Genomic DNA, 15175 nt, shown 5'->3' with positions numbered 1-15175 from the left:
AAGAATCTTAATGGAAGAATAGAGTCTGAATTTGAGGACTCTATTTTTAAAGTACTATAAAGAAGGAATGTACCCAATTTGGCTTGATCCAACCATGGATACAAACACAAAATATTCAAAGTAAACAATTTAACTCAACTTATATGGTTGAAAAACAAACAGATATTTTGCTATTTTTATCGATATAATTATTCCAATAACTATTACAATGACACAAATTATAAAAGTAAATGGCAAAGTTCTAGCTAAAAATATACTATCCATTCCATTGGTATTCATAAAAAGCCTCCAAAACTTTATAATTGATATTTATTTTATGCTTTAGATTAACGCAAGTATCATGAGGGTGAATTAAAAACTATATAACTTGCTATTGATACAGTGAGCCTTAACATAAATAACATAGGCTTTCTTTAAAATTATTGGTATGAGTGAGTTTAACAAGATATGTTGGCAAGAAAAAGTGCTAATTTTTGCTGAAAGGAGCACTTTTTCTTTGTCTCTAATTTTAATCTTATGATAAGGGTGTTTCTACTTTTATCTCTAATAATCTAATAGATAAAAAAATTTTGCATATTTCGTCACCATGTTCTAAGCTTATACCAGTCATATCTTTTATTTTATTGATACGGTAGAATAAGGTATTTCGATGAATATTTAATATTTTTGCAGCTTCTCCTGGAGATGAAGAATAAAAAATATACTGTTTCAATGTTTCTAGAAAATTTGTTCCATTATTTTTGTCATAAACCGCAAGCATTGAGACAGCTGGATGGCAAAAATCCAGCTGATCATATTTGCTTGAGATTAATTCATATATAATATACAATGTACAATCCTCGAATAAGGAGCAATGCATGCTTCTTTTTAGTCCTATCTCCATAGCTTTAACAGCATTCAAATAGTGTTTTTTTGAATCATTCAAAAGAGTATACTTCTGGCTGATTCCAGCATATAGATTATTTTTGCTCAAGAATTCATTAAATTCGCTATTGGTGGAGTTAAAAAGTTTATCAAATAGCAATTGATCAAGGAAAGCTACAATTCCAGGAGCATAAATAATACACTGTCCAACAGGAATGTACGATTTCAAAATTTTAAAAATGGAAGGAATCTTACTGTCGAAAGCTTCTTGTCTGTTACTTCCGATAACCATAATGTAAAGATGTTCTGTCCTAGCCCATTTTAAATAGTGTTGTTTATTTTTTATAATAGACTCATCAATCCGCTTTCCTTCTATAAGGTCAGCTAATAAGTAATTGGGGAGATTATTGTTATCCAAATTTAAAAGAATATTCTTTTGTAATTGAGCACATATAAGTGGGCTAACCTTGTCTATTAACATGAAATCAATATCTTGAAAGGAGATGCTGTTTTCGTAAACAACAAATTTTCCAATCTCTATAGTGTCAATTTTTATAGAGGCTATTAGGTTTCGTTTTGAATTGTTTTCTTTTTCAATATTATCATCTGTTTTATCTGAACATATTTGTGATAAAGTTTCTTCTGTTAGGTAAATATTTTTATTTTCACTCTGAACAAATTTAAAAACATTTTCCGCATCATAAGAAGCTGCCAAGAGCTTTCCGCTTGTATCGATTAATATCAATGGTCTTGCAAACTTTTCCCTTGCTTTATCTATCAGATATTGCAGTCCTTTGTTAGAACAAAATCCATCAAAAAGATCCTGCATGTAAAGTGCAAGCTTTATATCTATTTCATTTAGATCATTTATATCGAAGTTTTTTTTCATGGAAACCTCCTAATATTTTAGTTGTGCTTTAGTACAATTTTTAGCTTTAATATGAAACAAAATTCAAATTTGAGTACATTGTATGAGTTCTTACATTATATTATAATCAGAAATGTAAGGCAAGATAGCTATCTGGAGTGTATTGTGCTTGAGCATAATACGCTAATAAAAAATACTGTAAATTATACTGCAGGTGATTATCCAGTATTAATAAAATCGTTAAAATTGATAGTCTTTAGCCTTAAAAATATTACTATTTCATAGGAGGTAATAAAAATGTCTACTATCTTATTAAAGAACATAAAAATTTTTAATGGTATTGAATGTATAGATGCAGATAAAGTAGTAATCGAAAACGGATATATTACTGATAAAACAGAAGGAGATATTGAAATTGATGGAAATGGATGCACTTTGCTTCCAGGGCTTATAGATGCCCACATTCATTTATATCAAATTAAGAACCTAGAGGAAGCTTTGAGGTATGGTGTTACAACTATGATGGATATGGGGACACGTTCACCGGAAGTAGTTCATAATCTAAAAAAATTACCTGGTTTACCTGATATACGAAGCAGTTATAGTCCAGGTTTCGCTCCAGGAAGCCAAGTTCCAGCTAAAATGGATTATCCTGATTCTGCCTTTGTAACAAGTGCAGATGATGCAGAGCGCTTTGTGAAGGAACAGATATCATATGGTGCAGATTACATTAAAGTTATTATAGAGGGCCAAGGTGTAAGTGTTAAAGATACGCTATTTCCACCAGAGATTCTTGCTGCTATTGTCGCCAAGGCTCACACTTATGATAAAAAAGTCATTGCACATGTCACTTCTTCTAATGCTTTTAATGCTGCAATAGAAGGGGGAGTGGATGTGGTAACACATATTCCATTCGCTGAACCTTTAAGAGAAGAGGTTATTCAGTTGATGAGAAAGAACGGTACTGTGTCAGTTCCGACTATGGTAACAATGAAAGGAATTGTTGAGTCGATTAAAAAGTTTAATCCTAACGCGCCATTAAATTATGATTATGTAAAGGAAGCAGTTGCAAGACTTTATAAAGCTGGTGTGACAATTATAGCTGGAAGTGATTCTAATACTGACGATCCAACAACTCCATATTCTGCACCCTATGGGGTTTCACTTATTAATGAACTTGGACTAATGGTTGATGCTGGCTTTACGCCTATTCAAGCATTACAAAGTGCAACAAGTATGCCAGCGAAGTATTTTGGCATGAATGATAGAGGAATTATTAAGACTGGCTATAGAGCAGATATTCTTTTGATAGAAGGCGATCCGACTGTAAATATTAATGACATAAAAAATATTAAACAAGTTTGGATTGGTGGAGAGAAGATTAGTTGATTTATTACTGCTATAGTGAAATGTATCATTTAAATTTATCATATACTTTTTACAATTGTAATATTTAGGGTTAATATGCATGTATATTATATTAATGTATAAAGTAGATTATTAAGATTGCAATTTATTGGATGAACTTAAAGTAATGCCCAGACGGTATTTTAAGAAAGATTATTACATTTTAATTTAATAATTGTATTGCTAAGTTAAGGAGGTTATTATGGACTCTGATGAAGATATAGAAATACTTGTTTTAACAAAGAAATATTTAAATAAAAGTATTAAATTAGTTGAAACAGTTTTTACAGATGAAGAGGAATCCATGAAAAAAGAGATAGAGGCTAGCATTGATGAGAAGAAATTTCAAAAGTACGTAACTAAAATTGATAGGCATGTAATGAGTATTGAATATTTTACTGCGATAAATTCTAAAAAGAAGGTTATAGGATTTATCGGAATGTATACACTTATAGAAAATTATGAGAATACTATATGGCTAGGTTGGTACTGTGTTCATGCAAAATATAGAGGAAGAGGTGTAGGAAAGTTACTTTTAGATTTTATTATAGATAAAGCTAGGGAACGAGGAAAAAAGTATATTTGTCTTTATACTTCAACCGACAGCAATGAAGCTAAGGCACAAGAGATTTATGAAAAAAATGGATTCTATATAACAGAGAGAGTCAAGAAAAATGGATATGAAATTTTATACAGAAGAAAGACGTTATAGCTGCTAAAAATAAGCGTCTGCAAAATTAATTTTTTATACACTATATTGATTAATATGATAAGTAGAAAATCAATATAGTGTGTTATTTTTCTTTTGTGACAGTTTCATTTATTTGACTTTGATAAGTCTGTTTATGAGATCTCCATCGCAGTGGTTATTTTCACCTATAATAAATTTATCTAAATAATAGCTTAAGTATTTACCATAATTATTGTTAGTACTAACAAGTAGTTCATCAACATAATAAATTCCTTGCGGAATATCATCTAGCAACATTACTGCTAAAGCACCATAAATTCCGGCAGCAACTTGAAGATAGGTGGCATTAGTTTTATATTTATCATAGGTTTCTTTATTATTTAGCTTATTGTACATATAGGCTTCACTATCTTCAAAAACAAGAAGTATTCCAACCAAATCATCACCTTTTAAAGGAGCGACTTCAGGATCTAAAACTTTCATTGGCTTATTCCACAAGACATCGATATTGTTTAAATTTGACTTAATTAAGTTTGTGGTATGATCATTTATTTTGTATATAAATCCAGTTTCCATATCAAACATTTTTCCAAGTGTAACAGCTTCCTCATGAGGCATAAGGCAGCCGTAAAATTGGTTTTGCCCTAAGGTAACTTTAAATTCAAGCTCATAGACCTTGTTATAAAGAAATAGCGGCTGATGTTTTTTCATGAATGTTGGGTAGCTATAAATGGCTTCATCTAGGAAACCTTCGGGATACCAGGTGGTGTAAATAGCATTTTTATCTGCTAATTTTTCATCTTCAAAGAAGGAGGTGTCATTTTCTACTATATAACAAGCCTTAGGATGCTTATTAGGATATTTTCTCATTAAATAAATGGCCATCCATTGTACAACTCCAGGGTTCATGCCAGAACAAATTATAGCAGAAGTATTTTTAAACTTATCCCTATTGATTTCAAAAAGCCTATATCTTTCTTGCAATGAAAATCCTGCAAAAGATTCATTTTTATCAACACTTACACTTTCAAATGCGGAGTTTATATATACTATTCCTAAGGAGTTGCAGCATTTTAATACGTCAACGGTATCGCCAAAGGACATATCTAATACTATAGAGGTATTGGTTTCTTTTAAATGGGCTTTTAATTTCTTATGATTATTCACATCGAATTGATGCAGAGATATTTTATCCTTCAAATTAGGAAAACTTTTTTCATAATATTGTACATCTTTTTGCTTTAAATCAATTAGATGTAGCTTTGACGATTTAATAAAGGTATTAATAGGGTCATTTTCATCGTTTGTTGTTTTATTTAATATAGATAAAACGGATTTAGCGACACCGCCGCCGCTACCTAAAATAGATATTATGGGGCGTTTATTCCGTGACTCTTTCGTGTAATTACTTTGAGGGATAAACTGCGGTAGTGAATAGTTAATAGTATCAGATATTAGTTCGTTTATCTGACATTTATCTGACTTTAGGACTTTGCTTAAATACTTAAAAGCGCGGTAAGAATCAATTTCGATTGATATTGCAAATAAATCAACGGTAGCATACTTTTTGTTAGCATTAGTATTAAGTGTTAGCTGGCATTCGTTTAATAGGATGACAAGAGTTATTCCATGGGGATTATATAGAAAAAATGAATTATTAATTTCACCAAGATTAAGCTCTTTAATACATTCACGAATATATACATTTATTTTTTCACTATTACTTAATATAGAAGAATCACAGTTGAAAAGCTTAGCCAGCATGTGGCGATGTGAAGGGGGATATTCCATAAGATTTCTCCTTTTATATTAAATTATAATATTATTAGTATGATAACCAAAGTGGAAACGATACATCTTTAATCCTTTTACACTATTGTCTGTTAAGATCTACATAAATATCGATAAGTTTTATGTTTAAATATATATTTTAAGCGTTGGCAGTTGGGCAGTAGCCTTAAATTTGAATGGGACTCGTAATAAGTATTAATTTTGAAAGGCTTACGGCGTTGGTTATCTGGAAAGCAATATTATAATAAGCGGTATGATACGCACTGGAGTAGATGAATTAATAAAAAGAGTTCTTTAAAAATTGAATAATATGATGCTTACAATTTATGCTATAATTGATTTTGAATGGTAATATCAGACTGGTAAATATTAATAAACAATAGGAGGAATAACTATGAACATTGAAGAAATGAAAGACTATCGGAAAAAGTATAATTCAAAACTTATTGAAGCTGATAATTTCTTTAAGGAATTTGGGGCATTGGATAATAATACATATTCTGCTGGTGCAATAGATAAAAAGCATAAAGAACTTATGGGACTAGCTATTTCAGTAGTTAGCCGTTGTGACGAATGTATTTGTTATCATATAGAAGGCTGCTTAAATGCTAATGCGAATATAGATGAGATTATGGAAGCGATAAAGATAGGAGTTATTGGTGGTGGTTCCATAACTTATCCTAATGCAAGATTCGCTATGCAAGTATTAGAAGAATTTACAGCAAAAGAATAAGAGCATTTTCTTATTCACAATGAAAATCAATATTTTCTAACAAAAGTTAAATCTATAGAAATATTGATGATATATAATACGAAAGGGATATTTTAAGATTATGATTGTTGAAAAGCTAAAGATAGAGGAACTCTCACAGGTATTGGAATTGCATAAAGATATTATTCCTTTTGCAATATCATTTGATAAAGCCTTTGAAATGTATAATGAAATGTTGTTAGATGACAATTATTTTGTTGCAGTTGCTAAAGAAGAGGAAGAAGTTATTGGTTCCGCAATTGGAATATGCTGCAAGACTTTAACTGTACCGTTTCTAATAATAGAAGATGTAGTGGTTAAGGAAGGCTTGAGAGGAAAAGGTATAGGGAAAAAGATTATGGAATCACTTGACAGTTTTGCTGAAAGAAAAAAATGTGCTTATGCAATTCTTGTATCATCTGATTTTAGAAAGAAAGCACATAAATTTTATGAAAATCATGGTTTTACAGATAGTGTAAGAGGATTTAGAAAAGTATATTAGGAAAATAACAAATTACACGTTTCGTATAATAAGCTTCTTTTTATTAAATAACATTTTTGAATATCAGAGTTACTCAAAATGATAAATGAGTAATCCTGATATTTTTTTATTTAACATTAACTGTATATTTTATAACTTAAATGAATATATATATATTGGAAAAAGAATATAGGAGGGAATTTTGTGGATAATTTTAACATATACAAGGATATAGCTGATAGAACCCAAGGGGACATATATGTAGGAGTTGTAGGTCCAGTTAGAACAGGAAAATCTACATTCATAAAAAAGTTCATGGACCTTATGGTAATACCTAAAATTGATAATACTTATAAAAAAGAAAGAGCAAAAGATGAATTACCACAAAGCGGATCAGGAAAAAACATTCATACAACAGAACCTAAATTTGTTCCAAATGAAGCTGTTGAAATAAACTTAGGAGATGAAATTAAGTTCAAAGTTAGAATGGTTGACTGTGTAGGATATATTGTAAAAGGGGCATTAGGATACATGGATGGAGAACAGAGTAAAATGGTTCACACACCATGGTACGATTATGAAATTCCTTTTGAAGATGCAGCAGAAATTGGGACAAGAAAGGTAATTAAAGATCATTCAACAATAGGTCTTGTGATTACAACAGATGGTAGTATAACAGGAATAGATAGAGATGATTATATAGATGCAGAAGAGAGAGTAATATATGAATTACAATCTTTAAACAAACCATTTATTGTAGTCCTAAATACAAACAGACCTAACTCACCAGAAGCTAAGACATTAAAAAAGGAATTAGAGGATAAATATAATGTTACAGTACAAGTTATGGACGTCCAAAATATGCAGGAGGGAGACGTTCAAGATGTATTTAAACATGTACTTACAGAATTCCCTGTAAAAGAAATTAATATTGATATGCCTGAATGGTTAGAAAAGTTAGAAGGCAGCCATTGGCTTAAAAAGGATTTTTTCAACATAATTATGAACATGAGTCAAGATGTTTGTAAAGTTAGAGACATAAAGTATTGTTTGAATAATTTTGAAAATGACGATTATATGGGGAAAGCTACAATAAAAGAGGTTGATTTAGGACGTGGAATTGCCAATGTACTTATGAAACCTAAAGATGATGTTTTTTATAAAGTACTTAGTGAAATATGTGATTTAGATGTTAACTCAGAAAGTGACCTGCTTGGAATAATAAAAGATTTAACCCATGCAAAATGTGAATATGATAAAGTCAAGGATGCTTTAGATGATGTAAGGGAAACTGGATATGGATTAGTTGCACCACAGCTTGCAGAAATGAAATTTGAAGAACCGGAAATAGTTAAACAAGGAAATAAGTATGGAGTAAAGTTAAAAGCTAGTGCTCCAAGTTTGCATTTTATAAAATGTGATATAAAAACAGAAATAAGTCCATTAATGGGATCTGAAAAGGAGTCAGAGGAATTAGTAAAAGGGCTTCTTGAACAATTTGAAACAGACCCAACTCTACTTTGGCAGAGTAATATGTTTGGAAAATCCTTAGAAGTGTTAGTAAAAGAGGGATTACAAAACAAGCTTTATAAGATGCCGGAAGATGTCCAAGTAAAGATTCAAAAGACTTTACAAAAGATAATTAATGAAGGAAATGGCGGATTGATTTGTATAATACTTTAGAAGGATGTATATAAAAATTTCATATTTTCATAAAGTGTTGATTTCTAAGGGACAGTTAAATAGAAATATAATGGATGATTAATTACTACATATTTCTTTATATAAGATAGTATAAATCAACACTTTTTTTACCATGTTTTATATTAATAAGTGGAAAAATACATACCATTAGGATATAATAAAGAAAAGGATATAAATGAGGGGTATCTATGAAAAGAGAGTATAAGGCTTATAAGAAAGTTGGAAAAATAAAAGTCTCTATAAGTGAGCTCTTGGAGCTTGATTTATCTAGAATTGTTTATGCCTCTCCGGGTGTTATAAACCACATAAAAAAAAGACATGGTAAGCAATTCACCAAAAAAATGAAAGATAATATAATAGATATTATAGAAAAGATTATAAAAGATCCTGAATATGCTGGATTGGATTATAGAAGAGGAGTCTGTGGCTCTCTTGAATTAATAAGAAAAGTCGATAATATCATTATACTTTTAGGGTTGGAGATTGATTTGGAAGATGAATATATATACGTGGCAACAATGTATCCAATAACCTTGTCAAAGTTAAATTCAAGAATATACAGAGGTAGATTAATTAAAGTTGAAAAAACTGAATTAGAAGAGAAGATACTATGATATTCTTTTAATGTAAGTTTATTTTTTGAGGTGAGAAAGGGCTCCTCATGCGCTATTTTTTTAGTAACCAGAGATGCAGGATACGCCGACCTGCCAAAAAATAATAATAATATCAATGGAGATTACTTACAACATTTTAATAAATGTTTGTGGGCAATCTTTTTTTTTGGTAACTGCTTGCGAAGGCAAAGGTTTTAAATGTAATTAAAATAGTTTTATTTTAATTGTAAATTAACGTATGAGGCTGCTATTTTAAGATTTGAATTTAAATAAATAATAAAGAAACAATAGAATTGAGATTGTTTTAAGTTAAATTATAGTAAAAAATATATAAAAATGTATAACATTAAAAGATATTGTGGTAAAATGTATTTAATAAAGTTTTTTACAAATATAGAAAATTATATTAAATATGGTTTGAATTATATATAGTTTTTATATGGATGATTTTTACAATGGACTATTTTCGGGAAAATTAATATGTGCTAATTAATATGGGGAACGATGATTCATATATTTATTTTGGGCACTTTATATATGAAGAGTTACTAGTGCAACCGACCTTTATTTTTATTAAGGTCGGTCTTTTTTTATGAAAAACAGGTCAATAATTATTGAATAAAAGCAAAGCAATATGCAGGATAAGAGCAAGCTGGCAGATAAGTTGTATTAATTGCCAAATTGTTAGAATAGAAGGAGAGGGTAAAATGTTCAAGTTAATTAACAAATTAAAAATAAGAAGTAAGCTTATAGTGGTGATTTGCTGTTTTATGTTAGGGTTTATTATTTTTGGATTATGCTCATTATATTCCCTATCTAAGGTCAAAGTAAATGGGGAAATGTACAATGAAATAGTTCAAGGGAAGGACTTGGTGGCTGATATTTTACCGCCTCCAGAATACATAATAGAATCGGATTTGTTGGCATATCAACTATTAAATGAAAATGATAAGAGTAAAATAGAAGAGATAATTAAAAGAAGTGAGGAATTGGAAGAAGATTATAATGAAAGGCATGAATATTGGGATAAAACCTTGCCAAAAGGGGACATGAGGCAGTATATGATAGAAGATTCATACAAGTATGCTGCTCAGTTTTTTAAAATAAGAGATGATGAATTATTTTCAGCAGTTAGACAGGGCGATAAAGAAAAGGCAGAAAGTATAGTTAATGGACCACTTTTAGAAGCTTATAATAATCATAGGCAATACATAGACAAGGTTGTTACGTTGGCAAATGAAAATAATGCATCAGTAGAAAGACAGGCATCAGTCTTTATAAATAAGACGATAATAATATTAATTGCGGTAGCTTGTTTGGTTGCTCTTGTTGTAATTGTAATTTCAACTATTATTAACAAAACTATAACCAAGCCGTTATCTTTAGCGATAAAAAATTTAGAGTTAATTGCTAAAGGAGACTTTTCAAAAGATTTACTGCAGGAGATGACAGGGAGAAAAGATGAAATAGGAGATATAATGAGTGCAATAACTATAATGAGAAGTTCACTCAAAAAATTGTTTGAAGAAATAACTATAGGAAGCGATAATGTAAAAGAAACTGTGTGCAATATTGTCGGGAATATTAATGAACTTGATACTAATATTGAAGAAGTGGCATCTGTTACCGAAGAGTTGTCAGCAAGTATGGAAGAAAATCTCGCAGCAACTGAAGAAATGTCTGTCTCAGCAAAAGGAATAGAAGATTTTATTTGTAATATAACTAAAGAATCTAAAAAAGGAGCTGGCGAAGCTAAAATAATAAGTGACAGAGCTAAAAATATAAAAAATAATTTTGATGAATCTGAAAAGAAGGTACAAGAAATTATTAAAGAAGTTATAGGAGAGGTTCAGAAATCAATTGAAGGTTCAAAAGTAATAGAACGAATTGAGATATTATCAGATACAATAATGGAAATATCAGCACAAACTAACTTGTTAGCATTAAATGCTTCTATAGAAGCATCTAGAGCAGGAGAGTCAGGAAGAGGATTTGCAGTTGTAGCAGAAGAAATAGGAAAATTGGCTGAAGAATCTAAGACTACTGTATCTGAAATTAAAAAAGTAACTGCTCTAATAACAAATTCAGTAACAAATCTATCTTCAAGTTCTAATGATTTAATTGATTTTGTAGAGAATGAAGTTGTAAGAGAATATGATACAATGCTTAAAGTGGCCGACCAATATAGTAAAGATGCGGTTTTTATTGATTCGCTAGTACTGAAATTTAGTTCGGCTACTGAAGAGTTATCAGTTTCTTTACGTGAAATGATGGAATCTATAAATAGTGTGGCAAAAGCTTCAACCGATGGAACTCAGGGAGCAGTAAATGCGGCTCAAAAAGTGAATGATATAACTATACAATCTGACAATGTGCGAATGAAATGTAGTGGCTTGGAGGAAAATGTGCAAAGACAAAAGCAACAAATAAGTAAATTTAAGGTTTCGTAGATGATCTATACATATTTAAGAGATATAAAATAGTTTGAATATATTTATGTATTTATAAGCAGTCTAATTCCGGTTTTAATTAGGCTGTTTATTTTTTGCAAGAAGTCGTAAAAAATTAGCTTTGAAAGCTTATAAAATCATGATGTAGAGAGGTTTTAATTGACAAGTCACAATGTACAATTTTCAATTGATGAAGAAAAAATTACAGTGTTAAAAAATAAAATGTTAACAATGTGTGAACAAATCATTGACACAGAAGAATAAATTAATTATGATTGATTTAAATTGAATTGGCATAGTGTATATAAAGGAGGTGCGAATTTGATAAAAAGTATGACTAGCTTTGGAAGGGCTCAAAGTGAAGAAGGAAAAGAAGTAAGTTTTTCAGTAGAAATGAAAAGTGTAAATCATAGGTATTTAGACATAAATATCAGGATGCCTAGAACTATGTTAGCTTTAGAAGAAAAAATAAGAAATATAATTAGTAAAAGATTAAACAGAGGAAAAGTTGATGTTTTTATTAATTATAAAAATTATGGAAGTAATTCTGGAAAAGTAAATTTAAATATGGAATTAGCTAAAGAGTATTATGAATGCCTTAAAAGAATTCAAGATGAATTGAATTCAATTGATGATATATCTACGACTAAAATAGCAAGACTTCCAGATGTAATCACATTAGAAGAAAAAGAAGAAGATTTGGATAAAATTTTTTGTGAAATTTCTCCATTAATTGAAGGAGCTCTTAATTTAATGGAAGAGATGAGAAGCAGAGAAGGCGAAAAGCTAAAAACTGATATTCTGCTGAAAATTCAAATGATAGAAAAATATGTTGAAGAAATTGAAAAAGTAGCAGATTCTATACCTAAAAACTATAAGAAAAAACTTGAAGAGAGACTGAATGAGTTACTGTCTGGTGTAGATATTGATGAAACCAGAATTGCTTTAGAAGTGGCAATACTCTCTGATAAAGCTGCTGTGGATGAGGAGATTACTAGGCTCAGAAGTCATTTGAGTCAAGTAAAGAGCACTTTAGATTTAAATGAGCCAATCGGAAGAAAGCTTGATTTTATAATTCAGGAAATCAATAGAGAAGCAAATACTATAGCATCTAAATCTACAGATATAGATATGACTAATAAAGTAATTGAAATTAAAAATATTACTGAAAAAATAAGAGAACAAATTCAAAATATTGAATAATCAGGAGGAATAAAATGGGAATTAAATTAATAAATATCGGTTTTGGAAACATAGTTTCGGCCAATAGATTAGTCGCAATTGTAAGTCCGGAATCAGCGCCTATTAAAAGAATTATTCAAGAAGCAAGGGACAGGGGAATGTTAATTGATGCTACCTATGGTAGAAGGACTAGAGCGGTTATAATAACTGATAGTGATCATGTTATATTGTCAGCAGTTCAACCTGAAACTGTGGCTCACAGATTGTCTACAAAAGATGATATTGCAGTTGACGAGGATGATGAATAATGATTGCAAATGGGAGAGGATTATTAATAGTTATATCAGGACCATCAGGTGCAGGAAAGGGTACTATTTGTAAAAGCTTTTTAGAAAGAAATAAAGAAGTAGCTTTATCTGTATCAGCAACTACAAGAGATCCACGAAATGGAGAAATAGACGGTGTAAATTATCATTTCATATGTAGAGATGAATTTAAGAAGAGAATAGAAGAAGATGATTTCTTAGAATATGCAGAGGTATATGATAATTTTTATGGAACACCTAAATCAAATGTTGAAGAACTTTTAGAAAACGGTAAAGATGTTATTCTAGAAATAGATATTCAAGGTGCTTTAAAGGTTAAAGAAAATGCAAGTGATGGTGTATTTATATTTATACTTCCACCATCTATGTCTGAATTAAGACAGAGAATAATAAATCGTGGCAGCGAAACTAAAGAATCTTTAATGAAAAGATTTAAATCAGCTTACCAAGAGATAAATTTTGTATCAAAATATAATTATGCAGTGGTAAATGATAAAGTAGATGTAGCGGTCGAAAAATTAGAAGCAATAATAGCTGCTGAAAAATGCAGGGTAGATAGAATAAAAGAAAGTATATTAGATTCAAAGGAGGGAATTATTCATGAACAACTCTATGATTAATCCATCAGTGGTAGATTTATTAGAAAAGGTGCATGACAGATATTCTTTAGTAATTTTAACATCAAAAAGAGCAAGGCAAATAATAGACGGTTCTAATCCGCGTATTTCATTAAATTCAAATAAGCCTTTAACAATTGCAATAAATGAGGTAGATCAAGATGCAATTGAATATGAAGTTGTAATAGAAGGTTCAAAATAAAATGAAGAAGAATGTAGTGTTAGGTGTAAGTGGTGGAATAGCAGTATACAAAGCTTTGGATATTGTAAGTATGCTTGTAAAAAAAGACATAAATGTTGATGTCATTATGACAGAAAGCGCTACAAAGTTTGTGACACCTCTTACATTTCAATCATTAAGTCAAAATATGGTTACCTGTGACATGTTTGCAGAACCAAAGGCGTGGGAAATCCAACATATAAGTTTAGCTACAAAAGCAGATTTGCTTTTAGTAGCGCCTGCAACGGCTAATATAATTGGAAAAGTTGCAAATGGAATTGCAGATGATATGCTTTCAACTACAATAATGGCAACAAAGGCAAAGGTTATCTTTGCACCAGCTATGAACACAAATATGTATGAAAATCCTATTGTTCAAGATAATATTAAGAAGCTTAAAGCGTATGGATATGAATTTATAGATCCAATTTCAGGCAGACTTGCATGCGGTACAACTGGAGCAGGAAAGTTTGAGAGCCCAGCAGTTATAGTTGACAGAGTTTTGATGGAAATTAACGAAAAAAAAGATTTATTAAATAAAAAAGTTATAGTGACAGCAGGGCCGACTGTAGCTGAAATAGATCCAGTAAGATTCATTACAAATAAATCAACTGGAAAAATGGGATATGCAATAGCTAAAGAAGCAAGAAATAGAGGTGCTGATGTGACATTAATATCAGGTCCTACTTCTATTGAAGTGCCTATGAATGTTAACCTTATAAAAGTCTCAACAAATGAAGAGATGAGAGAGGAAGCTTTAAAAGCATTTAGCGATGCAGATATAGTTATAAAATCAGCTGCTGTTGCAGATTATAAGCCTAAAAATTATAGTACACAGAAAATTAAAAAGGCTGACAATGATTTATCTATAGATTTTATTAGAGATAATGATATTTTGCAGGAGCTTGGAAATAAAAAAGAAAAACAAATTTTAGTAGGATTCGCGGCTGAAAGTCAAAACTTAGAAGAAAATGCTAAACTTAAGCTTTCGAAAAAGAATTTAGATTATATTGTAGCAAATGATATAACCGCAGATGATACTGGTTTTGCTTCTGAGGATAACAAAGTAATTATTTTATCTAACGAAGGTAAAAAAGTGTATTTAGATAAAATGAGTAAAGAAAAAATAGCAAGTAACTTATTTGATATCATACTTGAGAAGCGCTAGAAATTTGCGCTTCTTTTGTTAATATAGGGCAAATAGATAAA

Annotated in this window: 15 protein-coding genes and 1 riboswitch; of the genes, 12 read left to right on the top strand and 3 right to left on the bottom strand. The window is 30.3% G+C overall.

Translation table 11 applies throughout. The features are described from left to right. Positions 1-129: 129 nt before the first annotated feature. Positions 130-279: a hypothetical protein gene (locus CLOBL_RS27985; protein WP_179117739.1), complete on the bottom strand. Its 150-nt coding sequence runs from the start codon at positions 277-279 to the stop codon at positions 130-132. A 235-nt stretch (positions 280-514) separates the two neighbouring features. Beyond that, positions 515-1753, bottom strand: a complete 1239-nt coding sequence (locus tag CLOBL_RS12015) for a helix-turn-helix domain-containing protein (protein WP_077859251.1) — start codon at positions 1751-1753, stop codon at positions 515-517. A 276-nt stretch (positions 1754-2029) separates the two neighbouring features. On the opposite strand from CLOBL_RS12015, the gene CLOBL_RS12010 reads away from it, so the two are divergent. Together CLOBL_RS12010 and CLOBL_RS12005 are read left to right on the top strand one after the other, a co-directional pair. Further along, positions 2030-3121: an amidohydrolase family protein gene (locus CLOBL_RS12010; RefSeq protein WP_077859250.1), complete on the top strand. Its 1092-nt coding sequence runs from the start codon at positions 2030-2032 to the stop codon at positions 3119-3121. A 220-nt stretch (positions 3122-3341) separates the two neighbouring features. Then, positions 3342-3851: a GNAT family N-acetyltransferase gene (locus CLOBL_RS12005; RefSeq protein ID WP_077859249.1), complete on the top strand. Its 510-nt coding sequence runs from the start codon at positions 3342-3344 to the stop codon at positions 3849-3851. Positions 3852-3959: 108 nt separating this feature from the next. Here CLOBL_RS12005 and CLOBL_RS12000 read toward each other — a convergent pair whose 3' ends face one another. Continuing rightward, positions 3960-5621 carry an S-adenosylmethionine decarboxylase gene (locus CLOBL_RS12000; protein ID WP_077859248.1) on the bottom strand — a complete coding sequence of 554 codons (1662 nt, stop codon included), beginning with the start codon at positions 5619-5621 and terminating at the stop codon, positions 3960-3962. A 394-nt stretch (positions 5622-6015) separates the two neighbouring features. Between CLOBL_RS12000 and CLOBL_RS11995 the strand changes: the two genes are divergently transcribed. From CLOBL_RS11995 to coaBC, 10 genes are all read left to right on the top strand, one after another. Beyond that, a complete protein-coding gene (locus CLOBL_RS11995) occupies positions 6016-6354 on the top strand; it encodes a carboxymuconolactone decarboxylase family protein (RefSeq protein WP_077859247.1) in 339 nt (112 codons plus the stop codon). Between the two features lie 100 nt (positions 6355-6454). After that, positions 6455-6874: a GNAT family N-acetyltransferase gene (locus CLOBL_RS11990; RefSeq protein ID WP_077859246.1), complete on the top strand. Its 420-nt coding sequence runs from the start codon at positions 6455-6457 to the stop codon at positions 6872-6874. Between the two features lie 183 nt (positions 6875-7057). Continuing rightward, positions 7058-8536 carry a stage IV sporulation protein A gene (gene spoIVA / locus CLOBL_RS11985; protein ID WP_077859245.1) on the top strand — a complete coding sequence of 493 codons (1479 nt, stop codon included), beginning with the start codon at positions 7058-7060 and terminating at the stop codon, positions 8534-8536. A 209-nt stretch (positions 8537-8745) separates the two neighbouring features. After that, positions 8746-9171, top strand: coding sequence for a hypothetical protein (locus tag CLOBL_RS11980; RefSeq protein WP_009169109.1), 426 nt, complete (start codon positions 8746-8748; stop codon positions 9169-9171). Positions 9172-9659: 488 nt separating this feature from the next. Further along, a riboswitch (cyclic di-GMP riboswitch) is annotated at positions 9660-9743 on the top strand. 135 nt (positions 9744-9878) lie between these two features. After that, entirely contained in the window at positions 9879-11621 is a 1743-nt protein-coding gene (locus CLOBL_RS11975) for a methyl-accepting chemotaxis protein (protein ID WP_077859244.1), read from the top strand. A 321-nt stretch (positions 11622-11942) separates the two neighbouring features. Further along, positions 11943-12824, top strand: a complete 882-nt coding sequence (locus CLOBL_RS11970) for a YicC/YloC family endoribonuclease (RefSeq protein WP_009169111.1) — start codon at positions 11943-11945, stop codon at positions 12822-12824. Between the two features lie 14 nt (positions 12825-12838). Continuing rightward, entirely contained in the window at positions 12839-13111 is a 273-nt protein-coding gene (locus CLOBL_RS11965) for a DUF370 domain-containing protein (protein WP_009169112.1), read from the top strand. After that, a complete protein-coding gene (gene gmk / locus CLOBL_RS11960) occupies positions 13111-13749 on the top strand; it encodes a guanylate kinase (protein WP_077859243.1) in 639 nt (212 codons plus the stop codon). Before CLOBL_RS11965 ends, gmk begins: the two co-directional genes overlap by 1 nt. After that, complete coding sequence (rpoZ, locus tag CLOBL_RS11955) at positions 13730-13948, top strand: DNA-directed RNA polymerase subunit omega (RefSeq protein WP_009169114.1); 219 nt, start codon at positions 13730-13732, stop codon at positions 13946-13948. Before gmk ends, rpoZ begins: the two co-directional genes overlap by 20 nt. Before the next feature lies 1 nt (position 13949). Continuing rightward, complete coding sequence (gene coaBC / locus CLOBL_RS11950; protein ID WP_077859242.1) at positions 13950-15134, top strand: bifunctional phosphopantothenoylcysteine decarboxylase/phosphopantothenate--cysteine ligase CoaBC; 1185 nt, start codon at positions 13950-13952, stop codon at positions 15132-15134. The last annotated feature ends 41 nt before the right edge of the window (positions 15135-15175 follow it).

This window comes from Clostridium sp. BL-8, from assembly GCF_002006495.1.
Taxonomy (GTDB): Bacteria; Bacillota; Clostridia; order Clostridiales; family Clostridiaceae; genus Clostridium.
This window is presented reverse-complemented; position numbering and strand designations above follow the sequence as displayed.

What these genes read in the sequence shown, in the direction of transcription:
- CLOBL_RS27985 (WP_179117739.1), bottom strand. Translation starts at nt 279, where the DNA reads ATGAATACCAATGGAATGGATAGTATATTTTTAGCTAGAACTTTGCCA.
- CLOBL_RS12015 (WP_077859251.1), bottom strand. Translation starts at nt 1,753, where the DNA reads ATGAAAAAAAACTTCGATATAAATGATCTAAATGAAATAGATATAAAG.
- CLOBL_RS12010 (WP_077859250.1), top strand. Translation starts at nt 2,030, where the DNA reads ATGTCTACTATCTTATTAAAGAACATAAAAATTTTTAATGGTATTGAA.
- CLOBL_RS12005 (WP_077859249.1), top strand. Translation starts at nt 3,342, where the DNA reads ATGGACTCTGATGAAGATATAGAAATACTTGTTTTAACAAAGAAATAT.
- CLOBL_RS12000 (WP_077859248.1), bottom strand. Translation starts at nt 5,621, where the DNA reads ATGGAATATCCCCCTTCACATCGCCACATGCTGGCTAAGCTTTTCAAC.
- CLOBL_RS11995 (WP_077859247.1), top strand. Translation starts at nt 6,016, where the DNA reads ATGAACATTGAAGAAATGAAAGACTATCGGAAAAAGTATAATTCAAAA.
- CLOBL_RS11990 (WP_077859246.1), top strand. Translation starts at nt 6,455, where the DNA reads ATGATTGTTGAAAAGCTAAAGATAGAGGAACTCTCACAGGTATTGGAA.
- CLOBL_RS11980 (WP_009169109.1), top strand. Translation starts at nt 8,746, where the DNA reads ATGAAAAGAGAGTATAAGGCTTATAAGAAAGTTGGAAAAATAAAAGTC.
- CLOBL_RS11975 (WP_077859244.1), top strand. Translation starts at nt 9,879, where the DNA reads ATGTTCAAGTTAATTAACAAATTAAAAATAAGAAGTAAGCTTATAGTG.
- CLOBL_RS11965 (WP_009169112.1), top strand. Translation starts at nt 12,839, where the DNA reads ATGGGAATTAAATTAATAAATATCGGTTTTGGAAACATAGTTTCGGCC.
- gmk (WP_077859243.1), top strand. Translation starts at nt 13,111, where the DNA reads ATGATTGCAAATGGGAGAGGATTATTAATAGTTATATCAGGACCATCA.
- rpoZ (WP_009169114.1), top strand. Translation starts at nt 13,730, where the DNA reads ATGAACAACTCTATGATTAATCCATCAGTGGTAGATTTATTAGAAAAG.
- coaBC (WP_077859242.1), top strand. Translation starts at nt 13,950, where the DNA reads ATGAAGAAGAATGTAGTGTTAGGTGTAAGTGGTGGAATAGCAGTATAC.